The organism is Achromobacter sp. KK8 (assembly GCF_054188005.1).
Genome location: NZ_CM135178.1, coordinates 309,134 through 328,089 on the forward strand (window position 1 = coordinate 309,134; position 18,956 = coordinate 328,089).

The 18,956-nt window shown below is 69.6% G+C and carries 20 protein-coding genes; 14 read left to right on the top strand and 6 right to left on the bottom strand.

The features are described 5' to 3' along the window. The first annotated feature begins 2 nt into the window (after positions 1-2). The 5 genes from fdhF (at position 3) to ACVN9Z_RS01525 (ending at position 7,102) form a co-directional block, all read left to right on the top strand. The gene (fdhF, locus tag ACVN9Z_RS01505) at positions 3-2,879 is read left to right on the top strand and encodes a formate dehydrogenase subunit alpha (RefSeq protein WP_238878208.1); all 2,877 of its coding nucleotides are present in this window, start codon (positions 3-5) and stop codon (positions 2,877-2,879) included. A 24-nt stretch (positions 2,880-2,903) separates the two neighbouring features. Beyond that, a complete protein-coding gene (fdhD, locus tag ACVN9Z_RS01510; protein WP_038504311.1) occupies positions 2,904-3,740 on the top strand; it encodes a formate dehydrogenase accessory sulfurtransferase FdhD in 837 nt (278 codons plus the stop codon). Positions 3,741-3,745: 5 nt separating this feature from the next. Beyond that, complete coding sequence (locus tag ACVN9Z_RS01515; RefSeq protein ID WP_006386685.1) at positions 3,746-4,003, top strand: formate dehydrogenase subunit delta; 258 nt, start codon at positions 3,746-3,748, stop codon at positions 4,001-4,003. Between the two features lie 146 nt (positions 4,004-4,149). Beyond that, positions 4,150-5,817, top strand: coding sequence for an OFA family MFS transporter (locus ACVN9Z_RS01520; RefSeq protein WP_006386686.1), 1,668 nt, complete (start codon positions 4,150-4,152; stop codon positions 5,815-5,817). Between the two features lie 154 nt (positions 5,818-5,971). Beyond that, positions 5,972-7,102: a methyltransferase gene (locus ACVN9Z_RS01525; protein ID WP_006386687.1), complete on the top strand. Its 1,131-nt coding sequence runs from the start codon at positions 5,972-5,974 to the stop codon at positions 7,100-7,102. A 30-nt stretch (positions 7,103-7,132) separates the two neighbouring features. Here the strand turns inward: ACVN9Z_RS01525 and ACVN9Z_RS01530 are convergent, their stop codons facing one another. Genes ACVN9Z_RS01530 through ACVN9Z_RS01540 form a run of 3 tightly spaced genes read right to left on the bottom strand, consistent with a single transcriptional unit; the run spans position 7,133 to position 8,954 of the window. Next, a complete protein-coding gene (locus tag ACVN9Z_RS01530; RefSeq protein WP_020926641.1) occupies positions 7,133-7,822 on the bottom strand; it encodes a DUF1345 domain-containing protein in 690 nt (229 codons plus the stop codon). A gap of 32 nt (positions 7,823-7,854) precedes the next feature. Next, positions 7,855-8,379 carry a chromate transporter gene (locus ACVN9Z_RS01535; RefSeq protein WP_006386689.1) on the bottom strand — a complete coding sequence of 175 codons (525 nt, stop codon included), beginning with the start codon at positions 8,377-8,379 and terminating at the stop codon, positions 7,855-7,857. Continuing rightward, positions 8,376-8,954 (bottom strand): chromate transporter, encoded by a 579-nt coding sequence (locus ACVN9Z_RS01540; RefSeq protein WP_006386690.1) that lies wholly within the window; start codon positions 8,952-8,954, stop codon positions 8,376-8,378. Before ACVN9Z_RS01540 ends, ACVN9Z_RS01535 begins: the two co-directional genes overlap by 4 nt. A 133-nt stretch (positions 8,955-9,087) precedes the next feature. Between ACVN9Z_RS01540 and ACVN9Z_RS01545 the strand changes: the two genes are divergently transcribed. The 4 genes from ACVN9Z_RS01545 (at position 9,088) to ACVN9Z_RS01560 (ending at position 11,853) form a co-directional block, all read left to right on the top strand. Next, on the top strand, positions 9,088-10,014 hold the full coding sequence (locus ACVN9Z_RS01545) for a LysR substrate-binding domain-containing protein (RefSeq protein WP_053498151.1): 927 nt from the start codon (positions 9,088-9,090) through the stop codon (positions 10,012-10,014). Positions 10,015-10,051: 37 nt separating this feature from the next. Beyond that, positions 10,052-10,855 carry a glutamate racemase gene (gene murI, locus ACVN9Z_RS01550; RefSeq protein ID WP_026384328.1) on the top strand — a complete coding sequence of 268 codons (804 nt, stop codon included), beginning with the start codon at positions 10,052-10,054 and terminating at the stop codon, positions 10,853-10,855. 134 nt (positions 10,856-10,989) lie between these two features. Then, the gene (locus ACVN9Z_RS01555) at positions 10,990-11,415 is read left to right on the top strand and encodes a universal stress protein (RefSeq protein ID WP_020926638.1); all 426 of its coding nucleotides are present in this window, start codon (positions 10,990-10,992) and stop codon (positions 11,413-11,415) included. A gap of 9 nt (positions 11,416-11,424) precedes the next feature. Then, positions 11,425-11,853 carry a universal stress protein gene (locus ACVN9Z_RS01560; RefSeq protein ID WP_006384626.1) on the top strand — a complete coding sequence of 143 codons (429 nt, stop codon included), beginning with the start codon at positions 11,425-11,427 and terminating at the stop codon, positions 11,851-11,853. Between the two features lie 40 nt (positions 11,854-11,893). Here the strand turns inward: ACVN9Z_RS01560 and ACVN9Z_RS01565 are convergent, their stop codons facing one another. Genes ACVN9Z_RS01565 through ACVN9Z_RS01575 form a run of 3 tightly spaced genes read right to left on the bottom strand, consistent with a single transcriptional unit; the run spans position 11,894 to position 14,282 of the window. Further along, positions 11,894-13,276, bottom strand: coding sequence for an ATP-binding protein (locus tag ACVN9Z_RS01565; RefSeq protein ID WP_150101770.1), 1,383 nt, complete (start codon positions 13,274-13,276; stop codon positions 11,894-11,896). After that, positions 13,273-13,935, bottom strand: a complete 663-nt coding sequence (locus ACVN9Z_RS01570; RefSeq protein WP_238875440.1) for a response regulator transcription factor — start codon at positions 13,933-13,935, stop codon at positions 13,273-13,275. Before ACVN9Z_RS01570 ends, ACVN9Z_RS01565 begins: the two co-directional genes overlap by 4 nt. After that, entirely contained in the window at positions 13,935-14,282 is a 348-nt protein-coding gene (locus ACVN9Z_RS01575; protein ID WP_458213010.1) for a PepSY domain-containing protein, read from the bottom strand. Before ACVN9Z_RS01575 ends, ACVN9Z_RS01570 begins: the two co-directional genes overlap by 1 nt. A gap of 197 nt (positions 14,283-14,479) precedes the next feature. Here ACVN9Z_RS01575 and ACVN9Z_RS01580 point away from each other — a divergent pair, with 197 nt between their 5' ends. The 5 genes from ACVN9Z_RS01580 to ACVN9Z_RS01600 all read left to right on the top strand — a co-directional run bounded on the left by ACVN9Z_RS01580 (position 14,480) and on the right by ACVN9Z_RS01600 (position 18,943). Further along, the gene (locus ACVN9Z_RS01580) at positions 14,480-14,815 is read left to right on the top strand and encodes a PepSY domain-containing protein (RefSeq protein WP_020926634.1); all 336 of its coding nucleotides are present in this window, start codon (positions 14,480-14,482) and stop codon (positions 14,813-14,815) included. Positions 14,816-14,825: 10 nt separating this feature from the next. After that, positions 14,826-16,151 (top strand): ferredoxin reductase family protein, encoded by a 1,326-nt coding sequence (locus tag ACVN9Z_RS01585; RefSeq protein WP_049054952.1) that lies wholly within the window; start codon positions 14,826-14,828, stop codon positions 16,149-16,151. A gap of 56 nt (positions 16,152-16,207) precedes the next feature. Continuing rightward, on the top strand, positions 16,208-17,533 hold the full coding sequence (locus tag ACVN9Z_RS01590) for a PQQ-dependent sugar dehydrogenase (RefSeq protein ID WP_316312030.1): 1,326 nt from the start codon (positions 16,208-16,210) through the stop codon (positions 17,531-17,533). A 165-nt stretch (positions 17,534-17,698) separates the two neighbouring features. Beyond that, the gene (gene azu, locus ACVN9Z_RS01595; protein ID WP_458213011.1) at positions 17,699-18,151 is read left to right on the top strand and encodes an azurin; all 453 of its coding nucleotides are present in this window, start codon (positions 17,699-17,701) and stop codon (positions 18,149-18,151) included. An 87-nt stretch (positions 18,152-18,238) separates the two neighbouring features. Then, positions 18,239-18,943, top strand: coding sequence for an SDR family oxidoreductase (locus tag ACVN9Z_RS01600; RefSeq protein ID WP_458213012.1), 705 nt, complete (start codon positions 18,239-18,241; stop codon positions 18,941-18,943). Positions 18,944-18,956: the final 13 nt, after the last annotated feature.

Consider the following 18,956-nt stretch of genomic DNA (forward strand, 5'->3'; position numbering starts at 1 on the left):
CCATGCTAGAAACCGTCATCAAGCGCGACCGCGATCTGGGCACCCCGGCGCGGGTGTCCGAAAAGACCGTCACCCTGACCATCGACGGCCAGGAAATCACCGTGGCCGAAGGCACCTCGCTGATGCGCGCGGCCGCCGAGGCCGGCATCAACATCCCCAAGCTCTGCGCCACCGACAGCCTGGAGCCGTTCGGCTCGTGCCGCCTGTGCCTGGTGCAGATCGAGGGCCGGCGCGGCTATCCCGCCTCGTGCACCACGCCGGCCGAGAACGGCATGGTGGTGTTCACCGAAACACCCAAGCTGCACGACCTGCGGCGCGGGGTGATGGAGCTGTACATCTCCGACCATCCGCTGGACTGCCTGACCTGTCCGGCCAACGGCGACTGCGAGCTGCAGGACATGGCCGGCGTGGTGGGGCTGCGCAACGTGCGCTACGGCTATGACGGCGCCAACCACTTGAAGAGCGAGAAGGACGAGTCCAACCCGTACTTCACCTATGACGCCTCCAAGTGCATCGTCTGCAACCGCTGCGTGCGCGCCTGCGAGGAAACCCAGGGCACCTTCGCGCTGACCATCTCGGGCAAGGGCTTCGAGTCGCGCGTGTCGCCGGGGCAGGACCAGCCGTTCCTGGAGAGCGAATGCGTGTCCTGCGGCGCCTGCGTGCAAGCCTGTCCGACCTCGACCCTGCAGGAAAAGACCGTCATCATGATGGGCCAGGCCGAGCACTCGGTGGTCACCACCTGCGCCTATTGCGGCGTGGGCTGTGGCTTCAAAGCCGAGATGAAGGGCCAGGAAGTGGTGCGCATGGTGCCGTGGAAGGATGGCCAGGCCAACCGCGGCCACTCCTGCGTCAAGGGCCGCTTCGCCTGGGGCTACGCCACCCACAAGGAACGCGTGCTCAAGCCGATGATCCGCAAGCGCATCACCGATTCCTGGCGCGAAGTGTCGTGGGAAGAGGCGATCGAGTACGCGGCTTCCGAATTCCGCCGCATCCAGGGCCAGTACGGCCGCGACGCGGTCGGCGGCATCACGTCGTCGCGCTGCACCAACGAGGAAACCTGGCTGGTGCAGAAGCTGGTGCGCGCCGCCTTCGGCACCAACAACGTCGACACCTGCGCCCGCGTGTGCCATTCGCCCACGGGCTACGGGCTGAAGCAGACGCTGGGCGAATCCGCCGGCACCCAGACCTTCGACTCGGTGATGCACACCGACGTGGTCATCGTCATGGGCGCCAACCCCTCCAGCGGCCATCCGGTGTTCGCCTCGCGCCTGAAGCGCCGCCTGCGCCAGGGCGCGCGGCTGATCGTGATCGACCCGCGCCGCATCGAGCTGGTGAGTTCGCCGCACATCAAGGCCGACTTCCACCTGCAGGTGCGGCCCGGCACCAACACCGCGCTGCTGTCATCGATGGCGCACGTGATCGCCACCGAAGGGCTGATCGACGAGGCCTACGTGGCCGAGCGCTGCGAGGCCAAGGCGTTCCAGGAATGGCGCGACTTCGTGTCGCTGCCCGAGAACTCGCCCGAAGCCATGGCCGAGATCACCGGCGTGCCGGCGCAGGCCGTGCGCGGCGCGGCGCGCCTGTTCGCCACCGGCGGCAACGGCTCGATCTACTACGGCCTGGGCGTGACCGAGCACAGCCAGGGATCGACCACCGTCATGGCCATCGCCAACCTGGCCATGGCCACCGGCAATGTCGGCCGCGAAGGCGTGGGCGTGAACCCGCTGCGCGGCCAGAACAACGTGCAGGGCTCGTGCGACATGGGTTCGTTCCCGCACGAGCTGCCGGGCTACCGCCACATTTCCGACAACGTGGCGCGGGCGCAGTTCGAGCAGGACTGGGGCGTGACGCTGCAGCCCGAGCCCGGCCTGCGCATTCCCAACATGTTCGAGGCCGCGCTGGGCGGCACCTTCAAGGGCCTGTACTGCCAGGGCGAGGACATCGTGCAGTCCGATCCCAACACGCAGCACGTGGCGGCGTCGCTGGCGGCGATGGAATGCATCGTGGTGCAGGACCTGTTCCTGAACGAGACCGCCAAGTACGCGCACGTGTTCCTGCCGGGTTCGTCGTTCCTGGAAAAGGACGGCACCTTCACCAACGCCGAGCGCCGCATCTCGCGCGTGCGCAAGGTGATGGAACCGAAGAACGGCAAGGCCGACTGGGAAGTGACCGTGGCGCTGTCGAACGCGCTGGGCTATCCCATGAACTACCGCCACCCGCGCGAGATCATGCAGGAGATCGCGCGCCTGACGCCGACCTTCAGCGGCGTCAGCTACGAGAAGCTGGACAAGCTGGGCAGCCTGCAATGGCCATGCAACGACGACGCGCCCGAGGGCACGCCGATCATGCACATCGACAGCTTCGTGCGCGGCAAGGGCAAGTTCATGATCACCAAGTACGTGCCGACCGACGAACGCAGCACGCGCCGCTTCCCGCTGCTGTTGACCACCGGCCGCATCCTGTCGCAATACAACGTGGGCGCGCAGACGCGCCGCACGCCCAATGTCATGTGGCACAGCGAGGACGTGCTGGAGATCCATCCGCAGGACGCCGAGGACCGTGGCGTCAACGAAGGCGACTGGGTCGGCATCCAGAGCCGCTCGGGCGAGACCGTGCTGCGCGCGACCCTGACCGACCGGGTGCAGCCGGGCGTGGTATACACCACCTTCCACTTCCCCGAGTCCGGCGCCAACGTCGTCACCACCGACAGTTCCGACTGGGCCACCAACTGCCCCGAGTACAAGGTCACGGCCGTGCAGGTCACGCGCGTGTCCCAGCCATCGGAATGGCAGCGGCAATGGTCGCGCTTCGCGGACATCCAGCAGAAGCTGCTGCGCGAGCGCTCACGCGAAAGCGAAGCCACGCTGGCGGGGAAATAACCCCGACAGCCGGCCGGAGCCGCCATGGACCACAGCCCTTCCTCCCCCGCAGACCGCCCCGATTCCGTGGCGGCCCAGGTGACCCGCGTGCGGGCCGGCGCCATCGCGCCGCACGCCGAGGGCGACCGGCTGGCCGAAGAAACGCCAGTGGCGCTGGAGTTCAACGGCATCAGCCACGCCACCATGCTGGCCACGCCCGCCGACCTGGAGGACTTCGCCGTCGGCTTTTCGCTGTCGGAAGGCATCATCGACAGCGTGGCCGACGTGCGCGGCATCGACGTGCTGCCGCAATGCGACGGCATCGTGGTGCAGATCGAGATTTCCAGCGCCTGCGAGGCGCGCTTGAAATCGCGCCGCCGCGCCATGGCCGGACGCACCGGCTGCGGGCTGTGCGGCGTCGAGACGCTGCCCGAGGTGCTGCGGCCGGTCGCGCCGGTGCCCGCCGGCGCGCCGCTGCCGGTGGGCGCGGTGCTGCGGGCGATGCGCGACATGCGCGCGCGCCAGGCGCTGCATGACCTGACCGGGGCCACCCACGCCGCCGGCTGGGCCGACGCCAGCGGCGCCGTGGCCCTGGTGCGCGAGGACGTGGGCCGCCACAACGCGCTCGACAAGCTGGTCGGCGCGCTGGCGCGCCAGGCCCTGTCCGCCGCGCACGGCGTGGTGCTGGTGTCCAGCCGCGCCAGCTTCGAGATGGTGCAGAAGACCGCAGCGGCCGGCGTCGGCATCCTGGCGGCGGTATCGGCCCCGACCGCGTTGGCCGTGCGCCTGGCCGACAGCGCCGGCATCGCGCTGCTGGGCTTTTTGCGCGACGACGACGCGACCCTGTATTCCCACCCTGAACGCATCACTTCGCAGACCTGACACGCATGGAAATCGGCAACCTGATCCGCATGGCCAACCGCATCGGCCAATTCTTCGAAGCCATGCCGCTGCGGCCGGAAGCGGTGGAAGGCGTGGCCAACCACATCCACAAATTCTGGGAGCCCCGCATGCGCAACGAGCTGCTGGACTTCCTGGCGCGGCAGCCCGACGGCGATGCCGGCGAACACCAATTGCATCCGCTGGTGCTGGAGGCGGTGGCGCAGAACCGCGAACGCCTGACACCGCTGGCGCGCGTGTCCTGACCGACCGACGCGTCCACACCGATCCGCGTGCCCACGACGGCGCGCGGGCGCAGCAAGCTTTACCGCAGCAAAGGGTTCAACAAGAGACGGCGGGACTGGATTTCTCCAGCCAACGCCGCTATAAAGCCGCACCCCGAGGAGACCTCATGGAAAGCACTGCAACACTCGACCTGCCCGGCGCCAAGCCGGGCTTCCTGGACAAAGAACGCACCATCGCCGGGCCGGGCTTCTCGCGCTGGCTGGTACCCCCGGCCGCGCTGGCCATCCACCTTTGCATCGGCATGGCCTATGGCTTTTCGGTGTTCTGGCTGCCCCTGTCCAAGGCCATCGGCGGCGCCCAGCCGCTGCAATGCCCGGCCGACATGAGCCTGGTCGCCGAACTGTTCACCACCAGTTGCGACTGGCGCATCTCCACCATGGGGTGGATGTACACGCTGTTCTTCGTGCTGCTGGGCTGCTCGGCGGCCCTGTGGGGCGGCTGGCTGGAACGCGCCGGACCGCGCAAGGCCGGCGTGGTGTCGGCGCTGTGCTGGTGCGGCGGCCTGGTGATCTCGGCGGCCGGCGTCTACCTGCACCAGATGTGGATGCTGTGGCTGGGCTCGGGCGTCATCGGCGGCATCGGGCTGGGGCTGGGCTATATCTCGCCGGTCAGCACGCTGATCAAGTGGTTCCCGGACCGTCGCGGCATGGCGACGGGCATGGCCATCATGGGCTTCGGCGGCGGTGCCATGATCGGCGCGCCGCTGGCCGACGTGCTGATGCGCCACTTCGCCACGCCCACCTCGCCGGGCGTGTGGCAGACCTTCCTGACCATGGCGCTGGTGTACTTCGTCTTCATGATGTCGGGCGCGCTCGGCTACCGCGTGCCGCCCACCGGCTGGAAGCCGCAAGGCTGGACCGCGCCCGCCAAGCACGCCAACAACGTCATGATCACCAAGGGCCACGTGCACGTGAAGCGGGTCTGGGGCGTGCCGCAGTTCTGGCTGGTGTGGCTGGTGCTGTGCCTGAACGTGACCGCCGGCATCGGCATCCTGGGCATGGCCTCGCCGCTGCTGCAGGAAGTGTTCGGCGGCGGCCTGATCAACAAGCCCGAGCTGGGCTACGGCCAGCTCGACAAGAGCCAGCTGGCCGCGATCGCCGCCATCGCCGCGGGCTTTACCGGCCTGCTCAGCCTGTTCAATATCGGCGGCCGCTTCTTCTGGGCCAGCCTGTCGGACAAGCTGGGCCGCAAGATGACCTACCTGGTGTTCTTCGTGCTGGGCTTCGCGCTGTACGCGGCCATTCCGTGGACCGCGCACATGGGCGCGCTGGCGTTGTTCGTGGGGGCCTTCTGCGTCATCCTGTCGATGTACGGCGGCGGCTTTTCCACCGTGCCGGCCTACCTGGCGGACCTGTTCGGCACACAGATGGTGGGCGCCATCCACGGCCGTCTGCTGACGGCGTGGTCGGCGGCGGGCATCTTCGGGCCCGTGCTGGTGAACTACATCCGCGAATACCAGCTGTCCATCGGCGTGCCGCGGGCGCAGGTCTACGACATCACCATGTACATCCTGGCGGGCATGCTGGTGCTGGGCTTCCTGTGCAACCTGGCGATCCGCCCGGTGAATCCCAAGTACTTCATGAACGACGAGGAACTGGCGCGCGAAAAGGCCCTGGCGCACGAGCGCGCCGTGGCCGCCGAGACCCATGGCGTGGGCGCCTCGACCTTCCGCACGCCGCTGGCCCTGGTGCTGTTCGCCTGGGCCTGCGTCGGCATCCCGCTGGCCTGGGGCATCTGGATCACGCTGCAAAAGACGGTGGTGCTGTTCCACTGAGACGGACCCGGTGGGCGGCGCCACGCCTCGTCCGCCGCCCACGGGGCGCGAAGCTGCTACATTGGCAGCCCGCGCCTTTTCTTTTTCCGTTCCCCGGATTTCCCCGTTTCATGACCGCCCTGTCCCCCAAGCCTTCCCTGCCCGGAGCGTCCCGTTGACCCAGCCTGAACTGCATTGGACGGAGGGCGAGGCCCCGGACCTGACCCACCATAGCGCCCGCTGGCGCTCGGAATCGGGCGCCGCGCCCCCCAAGCGCGTGGTGCTGGCCGACGACCGCACCACGGCGGACGCGGCCTATCGCCTGGCCTGCGAAGGGGTCGGCCTGCTGTGGCGTGGCGACTTCCAGAATGCGCGCCAGTTGCTGCAGGCCATGACCCGGCGGGTCGACAAGCGTCCGCGCAAGCCGGTGGACACCATGCTGGAGGCCTTCAACCAGCATCGCCAGATCCAGTCGCAGCGCGCCCGCGTCCTGGGCATGCTGCTGATTCCGTTCGACGCCGGCCACGGCATTTCGCTGCGCCGCGCGCCGGATGCGCGGCAGGCCTGCGAAGAAGCCCACGGCCCCGCCAACGAGCCCTACGTGGCGTCGCTGCGCGAACTGCTGGGCCTGATCGGCGCCTTCGAATGGCGCAAGAAAGGCGTGGAGATCCCCGCGCTGGACAACCGCATCCACCCCCACTATGGCGTGTTTTCGCCGTTGCGCGGCGAGTACATCGACCTGGTGGCGCGCACGCCGATGCCGCGCGGCAGCGTGGCCTTCGATATCGGCACCGGCACCGGCGTGCTGGCGGCGGTGCTGGCGCGGCGCGGCGGCAAGCGCGTCATCGCCACCGACATGGACCCGCGGGCGCTGGCCTGCGCCCGCGAAAACCTCGAACGGCTGGGCCTGTCGAAACAGGTCGAGGTGGCGCAGGCCGACCTCTTTCCCGAAGGCCGGGTGTCGCTGGCCGTCTGCAACCCGCCGTGGCTGCCGGCCCGGCCCAGTTCGCCCGTCGAGCACGCCGTCTACGACCCCGACAGCCGCATGCTGCGGGGCTTCCTGAACGGGCTGGCGGCGCACCTGACGCCCAGCGGCGAGGGCTGGCTGATCCTGTCGGACCTGGCCGAGCACCTGGGGCTGCGCACCCGCGAGCAATTGCTGGAGATGATCGAGCAGGCCGGCCTGCGCGTGCTGGAACGCATCGATACGCGGCCCACGCATGGCCGCGCCAAGGATCCCGACGATCCCTTGTACGCGGCGCGCTCGAAGGAAGTCACGTCGCTGTGGCGGCTGGCGGCGGCCTGAGAGCGGTCAACCGGCCTCACGGCCGTTTTTTCATGCCCGCCCCGCCGCGACGTTGACGCTGATGGCGATGATGAAGACGTTGAAGAAGAAGGCGATGACGCTGTGCACCAGCGCCGTGCGCCGCATCCGCCGGCTGACGATCTGCACGTCGGAAACCTGGAACGTCATGCCCAGCACCAGGGCGAAATAGGCGAAGTCCCAGTAGTCGGGGTCTTCCTTGCCCGGAAAATCCAGGCCCTTGTGCAGGGCATTGCGATGGCTGTAGTAGCCATGCGCGTAATGCAGCGCGAAGATCATGTTCAGGTAGAGCCACGACAGCACGATGCTGACGGCGGCCGCCACCAGGTCGGCCACGCCCTCGGCGCCGCCAGCCGCGCGCATTTCGGTCCACAGCGCCGCCATCACCAGGCAGGACAGCGCCACGCTGCTCCAGAGCACGGCGCTGCGGCCGACGTCGACCTGCTGCGCGCGTACCCGCATCATGTCCGGCGTGGCCCTGCCGAACGCGGCGCCGGTCAGCAGCAGGAACACCAGCGCCGCCACGTCGAACGCCAGCAGCCCGGCGCGGCTGGGCGTGAGGCCGACGCGCCACAGCGCGCCCGCCAGGATGGCGAACAGCGCGCCGCACAGCACCAGCCGCCGGTGCGCATGGAAGAACGGCAGCGGCGCGATCCCGGCGGGCGGCGATTCGATATCCGGATCCTTGACCGGCAGCGTCATGGCGGACTCCCAGCGTGGCAGGAGCCTAAACGCTAACCGATAGCGAGCAATCCGACCAGCGCCCCGCCGAACAGCAGCCATAGCGGGTGGATGCGCGAGGCGCTGCCCAGCAACGCGACCACGGCGGTGATGGCGCCCAGCAGCCAGGAATGCACCGAGGCCTCGGTGATCAGGGCGGCGCTGGCGGCCACCAGCCCCACCGTCATGGGGAAGATGCCGGCCTGGATCACGCCGCGCCAGGGCCGGTCCTTGAAGCGCTCCCACAGGCCCAGGGCGATGATGGTGATGAGGGACGACGGCCCGAACTTGGCCAGCGTGGTGACCAGCATGCCGGCCCAGCCGGCCACGTGCCAGCCGACCAGCGTGACCACCATCAGGTTGGGGCCGGGCGCCGCCTGGCCCAGGGCGAACAGCGCGGAGAAGTCGGCGGCCGTCATCCAGCCGTGCACCTCCACCACCTGGCGCTGCATTTCGGGCAGGATGGTGTTGCCGCCGCCGAAGGCCAGCACCGACAGCTGCGAAAAGATGATGGCCAGGGCGATCAGGGTCTGCATCATCGACGTTGCCTCCAGACCAGCAGGATGCTCAGCGGCGTCAGCACCGCCATGGTCGGCAGCAGCGGGATGCGCAGCACCGCGATGGCGATGAAACAGGCCGTGGCCACCAGGCCGGCCAGCCAATCGCGGCGCTTCAGGACCGGCATGCCGATCTTGACCGCCATCGAAATCAGCAGCCCTGCGGCAGCCGCGGCCAGCCCGGCGAACAGGTGCTGGATGTGCGGGTCGTTCTGGAAGCGGTCGTAGACCATGCCCAGCAGCACCACGATGGCCGAAGGCGCCAGGATCAGGCCCATCAGCGCCGCGAAGGCGCCGCGCGGGCCGCGGAACTTCATGCCCAGCGCCACCGACAGGTTGATGATGTTGCCGCCCGGCAGGAACTGGCACAGCCCCAGCAGGTCGGTGAACTCGGCGCCGGACAGCCAGCGGTGCTTTTCGACCACCATGCGGCGCGCCAGGGGCAGCGCGCCGCCGAAGGCGGTCAGGCCGAGCATGAGGAATCCGTAGAACAGTTGCCCGCAAGTGGGCGGCGGCCGCGTGGCGGCGTCGGGGGAATCAGGTGCTGCTGCGTTCATTGTCGTGGAGGTCGCGGCGGGTCCGCAAGGCGCCGGCGCCGCGGCGCCGGGAGTGGAGAGACAGCACGCAGCCTACTCCCGCGCCAGGATAATGTCTAATATATGACTGGTTAAACACTCATATCCTGTTCATATGGCATCCGTCGACCTGCGTCTGTTGCGCTATTTCCTGGCGGTGGCCGAGGAATCCCACCTGACCAAGGCCGCCGCCCGGCTCGGTATCCGCCAGCCCCCACTGAGCCAGCAGATCCGCGTGCTGGAACAGGAGCTGGGCGTCACGCTGTTCCACCGGCTGCCGCGCGGCATGGAGCTGACCGAAAGCGGCCGCGCCCTGCTGGCCGACGCGCGCAGCATCCTGGCCCTGGTCGACCAGGCGGTCGATGGCGTGCGGCGCGTGTCGCTGGGAGAAAGCGGCAGGCTGACGGTGGGTTTCACCGGTTCGGCGGCCTTCCATCCCTTCGTGCCGTCGCTGATCCGCCGCTTTCGCGAGAACGCGCCGCAGGTGCGCCTGGTGCTGGAGGAAAGCAGCACCGGCGAACTGATGGAAGACGTGCGCGACGGCCGCGTCGACGTGGCCTTCATCCGCGGCGCCCATGGCGTCGACCGCGGCGTGGCGGTCGAGACCGTGCTGGAGGAAAGCATGCTGGCCGCCTTTCCGGCCGACCACCCCATGGTCAAGGGCCGCGCGCGCAAGCGCATCGCCCTGTCGGAACTGGCCGACGAATCGCTGATCCTGTATCGCCGCCACAACGGCCCGGGACTGTACGATGCCATCATTTCGGCGTGCCGCGCCGCGGGCTTCAGCCCCAGGGTGGCCCAGGAAGCGCCGCGCATGCTGTCCACCCTCAGCCTGGTGGCGGCCGGCCTGGGCGTGTCGCTGGTGCCGGCCTCGCTGCGCCGGGTCAATATCGAGGGCGTGGTGTACGTCAACGTCAGCGGCCCGGTGGCAATGCGCGCGCCGCTCACGCTGATCTGGCGCGACGCGCCGCTGACCGGCGCCATCCGCCGCCTGATCGAGGAAGTGCGGGCACACCGCGAAGCCGAGGACCCGGCGCGATAGCGCTACACTGGCCACCCCCAGTCCCAGCCGCATCCCCATGCCCGCCCCCCATCCCATCGGCGTATACGACTCCGGCGTCGGCGGATTGAGCGTGCTGCGCGCCATCCGCGAGGCCCTGCCGCACGAGCACCTGCTGTACGTGGCCGACTCCGCCCACGTGCCCTACGGCGAGAAGACGCAGCAATACGTCCAGCAAAGGGCGCTGGCCATCGCCGACTACCTGGTGTCGCGCCGGGCCAAGGCCATGGTGGTGGCCTGCAACACCGCCACGGCCGCCGCCATCGCCGCCCTCCGCGCCCGCCATCCGGACCTGGCGATCATCGGCGTGGAACCAGCCATCAAGCCGGCCGCGCACCTGACGCGCAGCGGCGTGGTGGGCGTCTTCGCCACCACGGGCACGCTGGCCAGCCCCAAGTTCGCCGCTCTGGTGCAGCGCGAGGCGCCGGAGATCCGCATCCTGTTCCGCCCCTGCCCCGAATGGGTGCTGCAGGTGGAACGCGGTGAAATCCAAGGCGAGGCCGCCGCCCGCGTCGTGGCCGCGCCGGTGCATGAACTGCTGGCCCAGGGCGCCGATGCGCTGGTGCTGGGCTGCACCCATTTCCCGTTCCTGCATGACGCGATCCAGGCCGCGGCGGGCCCCGCCGTGCCATTGCTGGAAACCGGCGGGCCGGTGGCGCGGCGCCTGCGGCACCAGTTGCAGGAACGCGGACTGCTGGCGGGCGCGGGCCCCGGCGCGGTGGAACTGGTAACCACCGGCGACGCCGCCGCGCTGGCCGGCCTGGCCGCGCAACTGCTCGGCCTGCCGGCGACCGCCACGCGGGTGCCGCCCGGGTGGTGCTGACGGGCCGATTCCGTTTCCCTTGATTGCGCGCATCCCGCCGGCCCCCGTCCGGCGGAATAATTGCGTAAAGTGGAGTTGCCGCGGCGCCGCCATGACGGGGCGGCCGCGGGCTCGCGGACAACAAGGAGACGTCGATGAAACGCATTCTGATCCCGGTGGACGGCTCGCAGCATGCCGTCCACGCCGTGCGCGCCATGCTCGATGCGCGCAGCTATGACCCCGTCGAACGCGTGGAGCTGCTGACCGTGCAGATCCCGCTGCAGGCCGGCAAGATCGGCCGCGGCCTGTCGCAGGCCGATATCGACGCCTATCACCAGGAAGAAGGCGAGGCCGCGCTGCGCGACGCCAGCGCCTTGCTGGCGCAAGCCGGCGTGCCGTTCACCCCGCGCATCGAGACCGGCGCGGCGGCCGAGACCATCGCCCGCGTCGCCGCCGAGATCGACGCCGACGAAATCTACATGGGCACGCGCGGCATGGGCTCGGTGGCCGCGCTGTTCATGGGCTCGGTCGCCACCAAGGTCCTGCACCTGACGGAATTGCCCGTCACCCTGGTCAAGTAAGGAGCCGCCATGCTGAACATCCTCGTCCCCGTGGACGGTTCCGACAATGCCAACCGCGCCGTGCTGCACGCGCGCCAGCTGGCCCAGGGCGCGCCCGACGCGCGCATCCACCTGCTCAACATCCAGTCGCCGCCGCAGGGCCGCGCCGGCCTGTCGCGGCTGGTCACGCAGGACATGATCGACGAGTACTACGTGCGCGAGGGCCAGGAAGCCGCCGATGAAGCGCGCAAGCTGCTCGACGTCACCGGCACCGACTACACCAGCCATGTCGAATTCGGCAAACCGGCGATCGAGATCCACGCCTATGCGCAGGAACACCAGTGCGCGCGCATCGTCATGGGCACGCGCGGCCATGGCGCGCTGGCCGGCGTTCTGATCGGCTCGGTCGCCAACCAGGTGGTGCAGCTGGCCGAGGTGCCGGTGACGCTGGTGCGCTGAACCCCGGCGAGGGCGCGAGGCGGCCGGCGCGGCAGGTCCGCTAGAGGCCGGTCGGCAACGCCGGCAAGGTCAGCGTCACGCGCAGCCCGCCCAGCGGCGATGGCCCCGCGCTGACCTCGCCACCATAGGTGCCGGCCAGGTCGCGCACGATGTCCAGGCCCAGGCCGGAACCAGGCCGTTGCTCGTCCATGCGCACGCCACGCTCGAAGATGCGTTCGCGCTCGTCTTCGGAGATGCCCGGGCCGTCGTCGTCGATCACGATGCTCAGGCGGTCTGGCGCGGTCGCCTGGGCGCCGATGCGGACGCGCCGCGCGGCCCATTTGCAGGCGTTGTCGAGCAGGTTGCCGACCATTTCCTGCAGGTCCTGCTCCTCGCCGCGAAACTCGAGCCGGTCGGCGAATTCGTCCATCTCCAGTTGCAGTTGCCGTGCCGCATACAAGCGCTGCATGACGCGCAACAGCGCCTGTAGCGGCGCCCGCAGCGGCGTGCGTCCGCCCGCCGTGCCGGAGGCCGCTGCGGCGCGCGCGCGCGCCAGGTGGTGGTCGATCTGGCGCTGCGCCATCGCAACCTGTTCACGCACCAGGCGGGCGAAGGCGCCCTCTTCGCGCATCGCCGCGTTGCCCAGGATGGTCAACGGCGTCTTGACCGCATGCGCCAGGTTGCCGGCCTGGGTCCGCGCCCGTTGCACGATGTCGGCGTTGACCGCCAGGACGCGGTTGAAATCATCGACCAGCGGCTGGATCTCGCTGGGAAAACGGCCCTCGATGCGCACGCTATTGCGGCCCTGCTGCGCGGCCAGCTGGCGCCGCAGCCGTCCCAGCGGCCGCAACCCAACCATCACCTGCACCACCGCTGCCGCCACCAATCCGGCCGCCAGCGCGCCCAGCGACAGCAACAACATGTGGTCGAAGCGTTCGATGGGCTCGGCCAGCACCGCGCGATCGGCGGCCACCACCAGGCGCAGCGCGCCGGCGTCGCTGTCTTCGGGCTTGAGCAGGCGCGTCAGCGCGCTCAGGTCGTGGTTCTCGGGTCCGGCGATGTCATGGAAACCATCGGTGCGGTCAGTGGCGGGCAGGGCCAGCACCTGGTCCCACAACGAGCGCGAACGCGCCACGCCCGCGGCCACCACGCGGCCGGCGTCGTCGAGACGGTCGATCTGCCAGTACAGGCCGGACAGCGGCTGCTCCAGGCGGGGATCGCTCAAGGGAGAAGCCACGGTCGGCCGCCCGTCCGGCGCCACGCTGACCGCCGCCGTCAACTGGTTCATGTGCAGCGCCAGCTCGGCCCGCAACTGTTCGGAAATGTGCTGGCGAAACAGGCTGCCCAGTCCCCATCCGGCCAGCACGATGATCGCCGCAATCCAGGCGAGCGTGCCGGCCAGCATGCGCCAGCGCAGCGACCCCGGCGCGCGCGACGCGGTCATGACGGACAGGCGAGCCGGTAACCCAGCCCGCGCACGGTCTCGATGGTGTCGGCCGGCAGCTTCTTGCGCAGGCGGCCGATGAACACGTCGATGGTGTTGGAGTCGCGGTCGTGGTCCTGGGCGTAGATGTGTTCGATCAGGTCACCGCGCGAGACCACCTCGCCGGCGTGCTGCATCAGCACCGCCAGCACCTTGAATTCGTGGCTGGTGAGGTTCAGCGGCTGGCCGTCGACAGTGGCGCGGGCCAGCCGCGTGTCGAGCATCAGCGGACCGCAGCGCCATTGCGCGCTGGCGTGGTTGCTGTGCCGCCGCAGCAAGGCGCGCACGCGCGCCAGCAGTTCTTCCATGTGGAAGGGCTTGGTGAGATAGTCGTCGGCGCCGGCGTCGATGCCGGCGACCTTTTCGTGCCAGTTGGAGCGCGCGGTCAGGATCAGGACCGGCATGCCGCGGCCGGCCGCGCGCCATTGCTTGAGCACCGTCAGGCCGTCCATCACCGGCAGGCCCAGGTCCAGCACCACCACGTCGTAGGTCTCGACCTCGCCCATGTAGTGCGCGCCGGCGCCGTCCGCGGCGGTGTCGACGGTATAACCCGCAAGTCGCAGGGCCTCGGCCAGCTGCGCGGCCAGGGTCGGTTCGTCTTCGACGACAAGTATGCGCATCAGCGTCGGTTCCGGAATTGGATGTCGCGCCCCTTCATGCCCAGCACGGTGCCGTCGCGCGCATCGATCTTCAGCTTGACCAGGCTGCCGCCGGGCTGCAGCAGGCGGATTTCGTAGAGGAAGATGCCGTCATCCTCCTCGAATTCCACCTTGACCACCTGGCCAGGGAAATCACGCTCGACGATATCCAGCACCGACCGCAACGGCAACACCTTGCCGGCCTGCAGGGCCTGGCGCGCCTGTTCATGGTCGCTTTCGTCGGCGCGGCCCGCGCCCGGCCCGATGGCCAGCGCCAGGGCCAGCGCGAGGCCGGTCAGCCAGATTGCGATACGTAGGCGTGCGGTCATGGGAATTCCGTCGGGCGGTCGCGTTCCAGGGTAACCCGGCGCGCGGGGGAAAAACAGGGAACACAAGCGCCTCATTTATAGCGGGCGGAACATGAACGGCGGGTGAACGGCGGCTTCAGAACGGGTTCATGCGCCCCGCCGAATAATGACGTCATGGCCGATCCACGGCCCTACCTCGACCTTCAGGAGAAAACCGCATGAACCCGATCCGCAAGACCCTGTCAGCCCTGGCCATCGGCGCCGCCGCCCTCGCGGGCACCGCCGCGCTGGCGCAGACCGCGCCCCAGCCCGCTCCGGCGACCCCGGCGCCCGCCGCAACCGCGCCGGTCCAGGCCGCCCCCGCCGCGCAGATCCTGACCGTGCGCCAGGTCTATGACACGCTGACCGCCGCGGGCTATCGCAACATCACCGAGATCGAACTGGAGCATCACCGCGGCTACGACGTCAAGGCCGACAACCCGCAAGGCCAGCGCGTGAAGCTGCGGGTGGACGCGCAGACCGGCGCGGTGCTGCGCAGCCGTATCAAGGATTGAGGCCGACGCCATGAAAACCCGTACCGCCCTGGGACTGTTCCTGCTGGCGCTGACCGGCGCCTGGGCCATCGACGCCCTGGTGCTGCAACCGGCGGCCACGGCCGCCTGGCCCTGGGTGCTGCGCCAGCAGGCGCTGTACCTGACAGGCGTCTGGTCCATCGGCCTGATGTCGCTGATCATGCTGCTGGCCTTGCGCCCTGCCTGGCTGGAAGGTCCGCTGGGCGGCATGGACAAGATCTACCGGCTGCACAAATGGGCCGGCATCCTGGCCATCGGCGCCGGCGCCGCGCATTGGCTGGTCAAGCTGGCCAGCACGCCGCTGAAGGCGCTGGTCGGCGTCGAGGGCAGGCCGGCGCGCGACGCGGTGCTGGCCATGCTGGCGGATTCGCGCGGATTGGCCAAGGACCTGGGCGAATGGACGATCTACGCGCTGCTGGCCATGCTGGTCATCACGCTGTGGCGCCGCTTTCCGTACCATGCCTGGCGCATCGTCCACCGCGCCATGCCGCTGGCCTACCTGATACTGGTGTTCCATACCCTGGCGCTGGCGCCGGCCTATTACTGGACCGGGCCGACCGGCGCGCTGCTGCTGCCGTTGATGGCGGGCGGCGCCTGGGCGGCGCTGCTGTCGCTGGCCGGCCGCATCGGCCGGGCCCGGCGCGTGGCGGGCCGGGTGACGGCGCTGACGCAGCGGCCTGGCGACATCCTCGAAGTCACCTGTGAACTCGGTGCGCGCTGGCCCGGCCACGCCGCCGGCCAGTTCGCCTTCGTCACCTTCGACCGGCGCGAAGGCGCGCACCCGTTCACCATCGCCAGCGCGCCGCATCGCGGACGCCGCGACGTGACGTTCCAGATCAAGGCGCTGGGCGACTACACCCAGCGGCTGGCCGCCACGTTGCGCGAGGGCGCGCCCGTGATGGTGGAAGGCCCCTATGGCCGCTTCGAGCGTCCCGCCGCCGGCCCGCAGGTGTGGGTGGCGGGCGGCATCGGCGTCACGCCCTTCCTGGCCTGGCTGGAGGCCGCGCGCGACGCGTCCGGCCACACGCCGCCCGTCTGGCTGCACTATTGCGTGCGCGACGGCGCAACCGACCCGTTCGTGGACGTGCTGCGGCAACGCTGCGCCGCGCTGGACAACGTCACGCTCCAGGTACACAGCGCCGCCGCCGGCCAGCGCCTGGACGCCGCCGCGCTGGCGCAGGGCGAAGTGGCCGCCGGCCGCGTCGCCGATGTCTGGTACTGCGGCCCCGCCGGGCTGGCGAACGCATTGCGCAAGGGCCTGCGGCGCCTGGGGCGCGGCAACGTCCACTGGCATCAGGAAGCCTTCGACATGCGCTAGCCCACGCCGCCCCGTCGTATGATGGAAGTTCGCCCATCCGCGCCTGGAGCCGCGCCATGCGAATTCGATACCTGTTGCCGGCGCTCGTCGCGGCCGCCAGCCTGGTGGCCGCTTGCGGCGAAGTCGCCCGCCTGCCGGTCGAGGCCGGCATGGGGCCGCGGCCCGAGTTGCCCGCCCCCAATACCACCCTCATTCCCACGGTCAACACGGCCAGGGCGGTGGGCTGGAGCGAGACCGGCCTGCCGACGCCGGCCAGCGGCCTGGCGGTCACCGCCTACGCCCGCGGCCTGGATCATCCGCGCTGGCTCTACGTGCTGCCCAATGGCGACGTGCTGGTGGCCGAGACCAACGCGCCGCCCAAGCCGCCCGAGATGTCCGGCGGCCTCAAGGACTGGGCCGCCGGCATCGTCATGAAGCGCGCCGGCGCGCGCACGCCCAGCGCCAACCGCGTCACCCTGCTGCGCGGCCTGACGCCCGATGGCGCGGCGCAGACGCGCAGCGTGTTCCTGGAAGGCCTGAATTCGCCCTTCGGCATGGCGCTGGTGGGCGACCAGCTGTATGTCGCCAACGCCGACGCGGTGCTGCGGTTTCCGTACCAGGTCGGCCAGACCCGCATCGACGCGCCCGGCGTCAAGGTGACCGACCTGCCCGCGGGGCGCAACCATCATTGGACCAAGAACCTCATCGCCAGCGCCGACGGCGCCAAACTGTATGCGACGGTCGGCTCGAACAGCAACATCGCCGAGAACGGCATGGCGGAAGAGGAAGGCCGCGCCGCCATCTGGGAAATCGACGTCGCCAGCGGCGCCAAGCGCCTGTATGCCAGCGGCCTGCGCAACCCGGTGGGCATGGCCTGGGGCCCCGACGGCAAGACACTGTGGACGGCGGTGAACGAACGCGACGAGCTGGGCAGCGACCTGGTGCCCGACTACATGACCTCGGTGCGCGACGGCGGTTTCTATGGCTGGCCATACAGCTACTTCGGCCAGCACGTCGACACCCGGGTGAAGCCGCCGCGCCCGGACCTGGTGGCGCAGGCGATCGTGCCGGATTACGCGCTGGGGCCGCACACCGCCTCGCTGGGGCTGGCCTGGTCCGGCGGCGCCACGCTGCCGGCGCCGTTCACCCACGGCATGTTCGTCGGCCAGCATGGTTCCTGGAACCGCGACCCGCGCAGCGGCTACAAGGTCATCTTCGTGCCATTCACCGGCAACCGCGCCGACGGCCAGGCGCGCGACGTGCTGACGGGATTCCTGGACGCGGACGGCCAGGCCCGCGGCCGGCCGGTGGGCGTGGCCGTGGATGGGCGCGGCGGCCTGCTGGTGGCCGACGACGTCGGCAACGTGATCTGGCGCGTAACCGCGCAGCCAGCGGCGCGTTGATGCGGCGCCCGCGCAATTCGCTGGCGTCCGATTGCGCTGCGTCAAACCGCCGGCGGGCAAGGCCGGCCCAAGAGGCGTAGACTGAGGTCGGATCACTTTGTCGCCCGCGGGATCCGGTGCAACGGCTCCGCGGCCCTTTTCCCCTCGACACCTGGAGGCATGAACATGCTGTTGAAGAATCTCTGCGCCGCGACCATCCTGGCCCTGGCCTCGGCGCCCGTGCTGGCGGCCGAATGCTCGGTCGACATCGCCGGCAATGACCAGATGCAGTTCGACAAGAAGGAAATCACGGTCAGCAAGAGCTGCAAGCAGTTCACCGTCAACCTCAAGCACCCCGGCAAGCTGGCCAAGAACGTCATGGGCCACAACTGGGTGCTGACCAAGCAGGCCGACATGCAGGGCGCCGTCCACGACGGCATGGCCGCCGGCCTGGACAACAACTACGTCAAGAAGGACGATGCCCGCGTCATCGCCCACACCAAGGTGATCGGCGGCGGCGAGACCGATTCGGTCACCTTCGACGTCAGCAAGCTGGCCGCCGGCCAGGACTATGCCTACTTCTGCTCGTTCCCCGGCCACTTCGCGCTGATGAAGGGCGTGCTCAAGCTGGTCGACTGATCGCCCCTGCCGGCCTCGCGGGATCTGCGCGGGGCCGCCGCGCCCGCCCCTACAATGGCCGTTTTCCGACACCCTGGGGAACGACGCATGAGCACGGATAAAGTGGCAATCATCACCGCCGGCGGCAGCGGCATGGGCGCGGCGTCGGCGCGCAAACTGGCGGCCGACGGCTACCGCGTGGCGATCCTGTCCTCGTCCGGCAAGGGCGAGGCGCTGGCCGCCGAACTCGGCGGCCTGGGCGTGACCGGTTCGAACCGCTCGCCCGAGGACCTGGCGCGGCTGGTGGACGCGACCCTGCAGCAGTGGGGCCGCGTCGACGCCGTGGTCAACAGCGCCGGCCACGGCCCCAAGGGCCCGCTGCTGGAAATCAGCGACGACGACTGGCACCTGGGCATGGAGTTCTACCTGCTCAACGTGGTGCGCATCGCGCGCCTGGTGGCGCCGGTCATGAAGCAGCAGAAAACCGGCGCCATCGTCAACATCTCGACCTACGCCACCTTCGAACCGGAGGCGCTGTTCCCCACGTCCGGCGTGTTCCGCGCCGGCCTGGCCGCGTTCACCAAGGTGTTCGCGGACGAATACGCCGAACACAACGTGCGCATGAACAACGTGCTGCCCGGCTTCATCGACAGCCTGCCGGAAAAGGAAGACCGGCGCGCGCGCATCCCGATGGGCCGCTACGGCACCGCCGAGGAAGTGGCCGACCTGATCGCCTTCCTGGCCTCCGACGCTTCCTCGTACATCACCGGACAGAACATCCGCATCGACGGCGGCATCACCCGTTCGGTCTGATCCGCGCGGCCCG

Excerpts from the sequence above, each read along its gene's own strand:
- murI (WP_026384328.1), top strand. The coding sequence starts at position 10,052 with ATGCCCGCCCCCCATCCCATCGGCGTATACGACTCCGGCGTCGGCGGA.
- ACVN9Z_RS01540 (WP_006386690.1), bottom strand. The coding sequence starts at position 8,954 with ATGAACGCAGCAGCACCTGATTCCCCCGACGCCGCCACGCGGCCGCCG.
- ACVN9Z_RS01520 (WP_006386686.1), top strand. The coding sequence starts at position 4,150 with ATGGAAAGCACTGCAACACTCGACCTGCCCGGCGCCAAGCCGGGCTTC.
- ACVN9Z_RS01600 (WP_458213012.1), top strand. The coding sequence starts at position 18,239 with ATGAGCACGGATAAAGTGGCAATCATCACCGCCGGCGGCAGCGGCATG.
- ACVN9Z_RS01565 (WP_150101770.1), bottom strand. The coding sequence starts at position 13,276 with ATGACCGCGTCGCGCGCGCCGGGGTCGCTGCGCTGGCGCATGCTGGCC.
- ACVN9Z_RS01535 (WP_006386689.1), bottom strand. The coding sequence starts at position 8,379 with ATGATGCAGACCCTGATCGCCCTGGCCATCATCTTTTCGCAGCTGTCG.
- ACVN9Z_RS01585 (WP_049054952.1), top strand. The coding sequence starts at position 14,826 with ATGAAAACCCGTACCGCCCTGGGACTGTTCCTGCTGGCGCTGACCGGC.
- ACVN9Z_RS01590 (WP_316312030.1), top strand. The coding sequence starts at position 16,208 with ATGCGAATTCGATACCTGTTGCCGGCGCTCGTCGCGGCCGCCAGCCTG.
- ACVN9Z_RS01545 (WP_053498151.1), top strand. The coding sequence starts at position 9,088 with ATGGCATCCGTCGACCTGCGTCTGTTGCGCTATTTCCTGGCGGTGGCC.
- ACVN9Z_RS01555 (WP_020926638.1), top strand. The coding sequence starts at position 10,990 with ATGAAACGCATTCTGATCCCGGTGGACGGCTCGCAGCATGCCGTCCAC.
- ACVN9Z_RS01580 (WP_020926634.1), top strand. The coding sequence starts at position 14,480 with ATGAACCCGATCCGCAAGACCCTGTCAGCCCTGGCCATCGGCGCCGCC.
- ACVN9Z_RS01560 (WP_006384626.1), top strand. The coding sequence starts at position 11,425 with ATGCTGAACATCCTCGTCCCCGTGGACGGTTCCGACAATGCCAACCGC.
- fdhF (WP_238878208.1), top strand. The coding sequence starts at position 3 with ATGCTAGAAACCGTCATCAAGCGCGACCGCGATCTGGGCACCCCGGCG.
- ACVN9Z_RS01530 (WP_020926641.1), bottom strand. The coding sequence starts at position 7,822 with ATGACGCTGCCGGTCAAGGATCCGGATATCGAATCGCCGCCCGCCGGG.
- ACVN9Z_RS01575 (WP_458213010.1), bottom strand. The coding sequence starts at position 14,282 with ATGACCGCACGCCTACGTATCGCAATCTGGCTGACCGGCCTCGCGCTG.
- azu (WP_458213011.1), top strand. The coding sequence starts at position 17,699 with ATGCTGTTGAAGAATCTCTGCGCCGCGACCATCCTGGCCCTGGCCTCG.
- ACVN9Z_RS01570 (WP_238875440.1), bottom strand. The coding sequence starts at position 13,935 with ATGCGCATACTTGTCGTCGAAGACGAACCGACCCTGGCCGCGCAGCTG.
- ACVN9Z_RS01515 (WP_006386685.1), top strand. The coding sequence starts at position 3,746 with ATGGAAATCGGCAACCTGATCCGCATGGCCAACCGCATCGGCCAATTC.
- fdhD (WP_038504311.1), top strand. The coding sequence starts at position 2,904 with ATGGACCACAGCCCTTCCTCCCCCGCAGACCGCCCCGATTCCGTGGCG.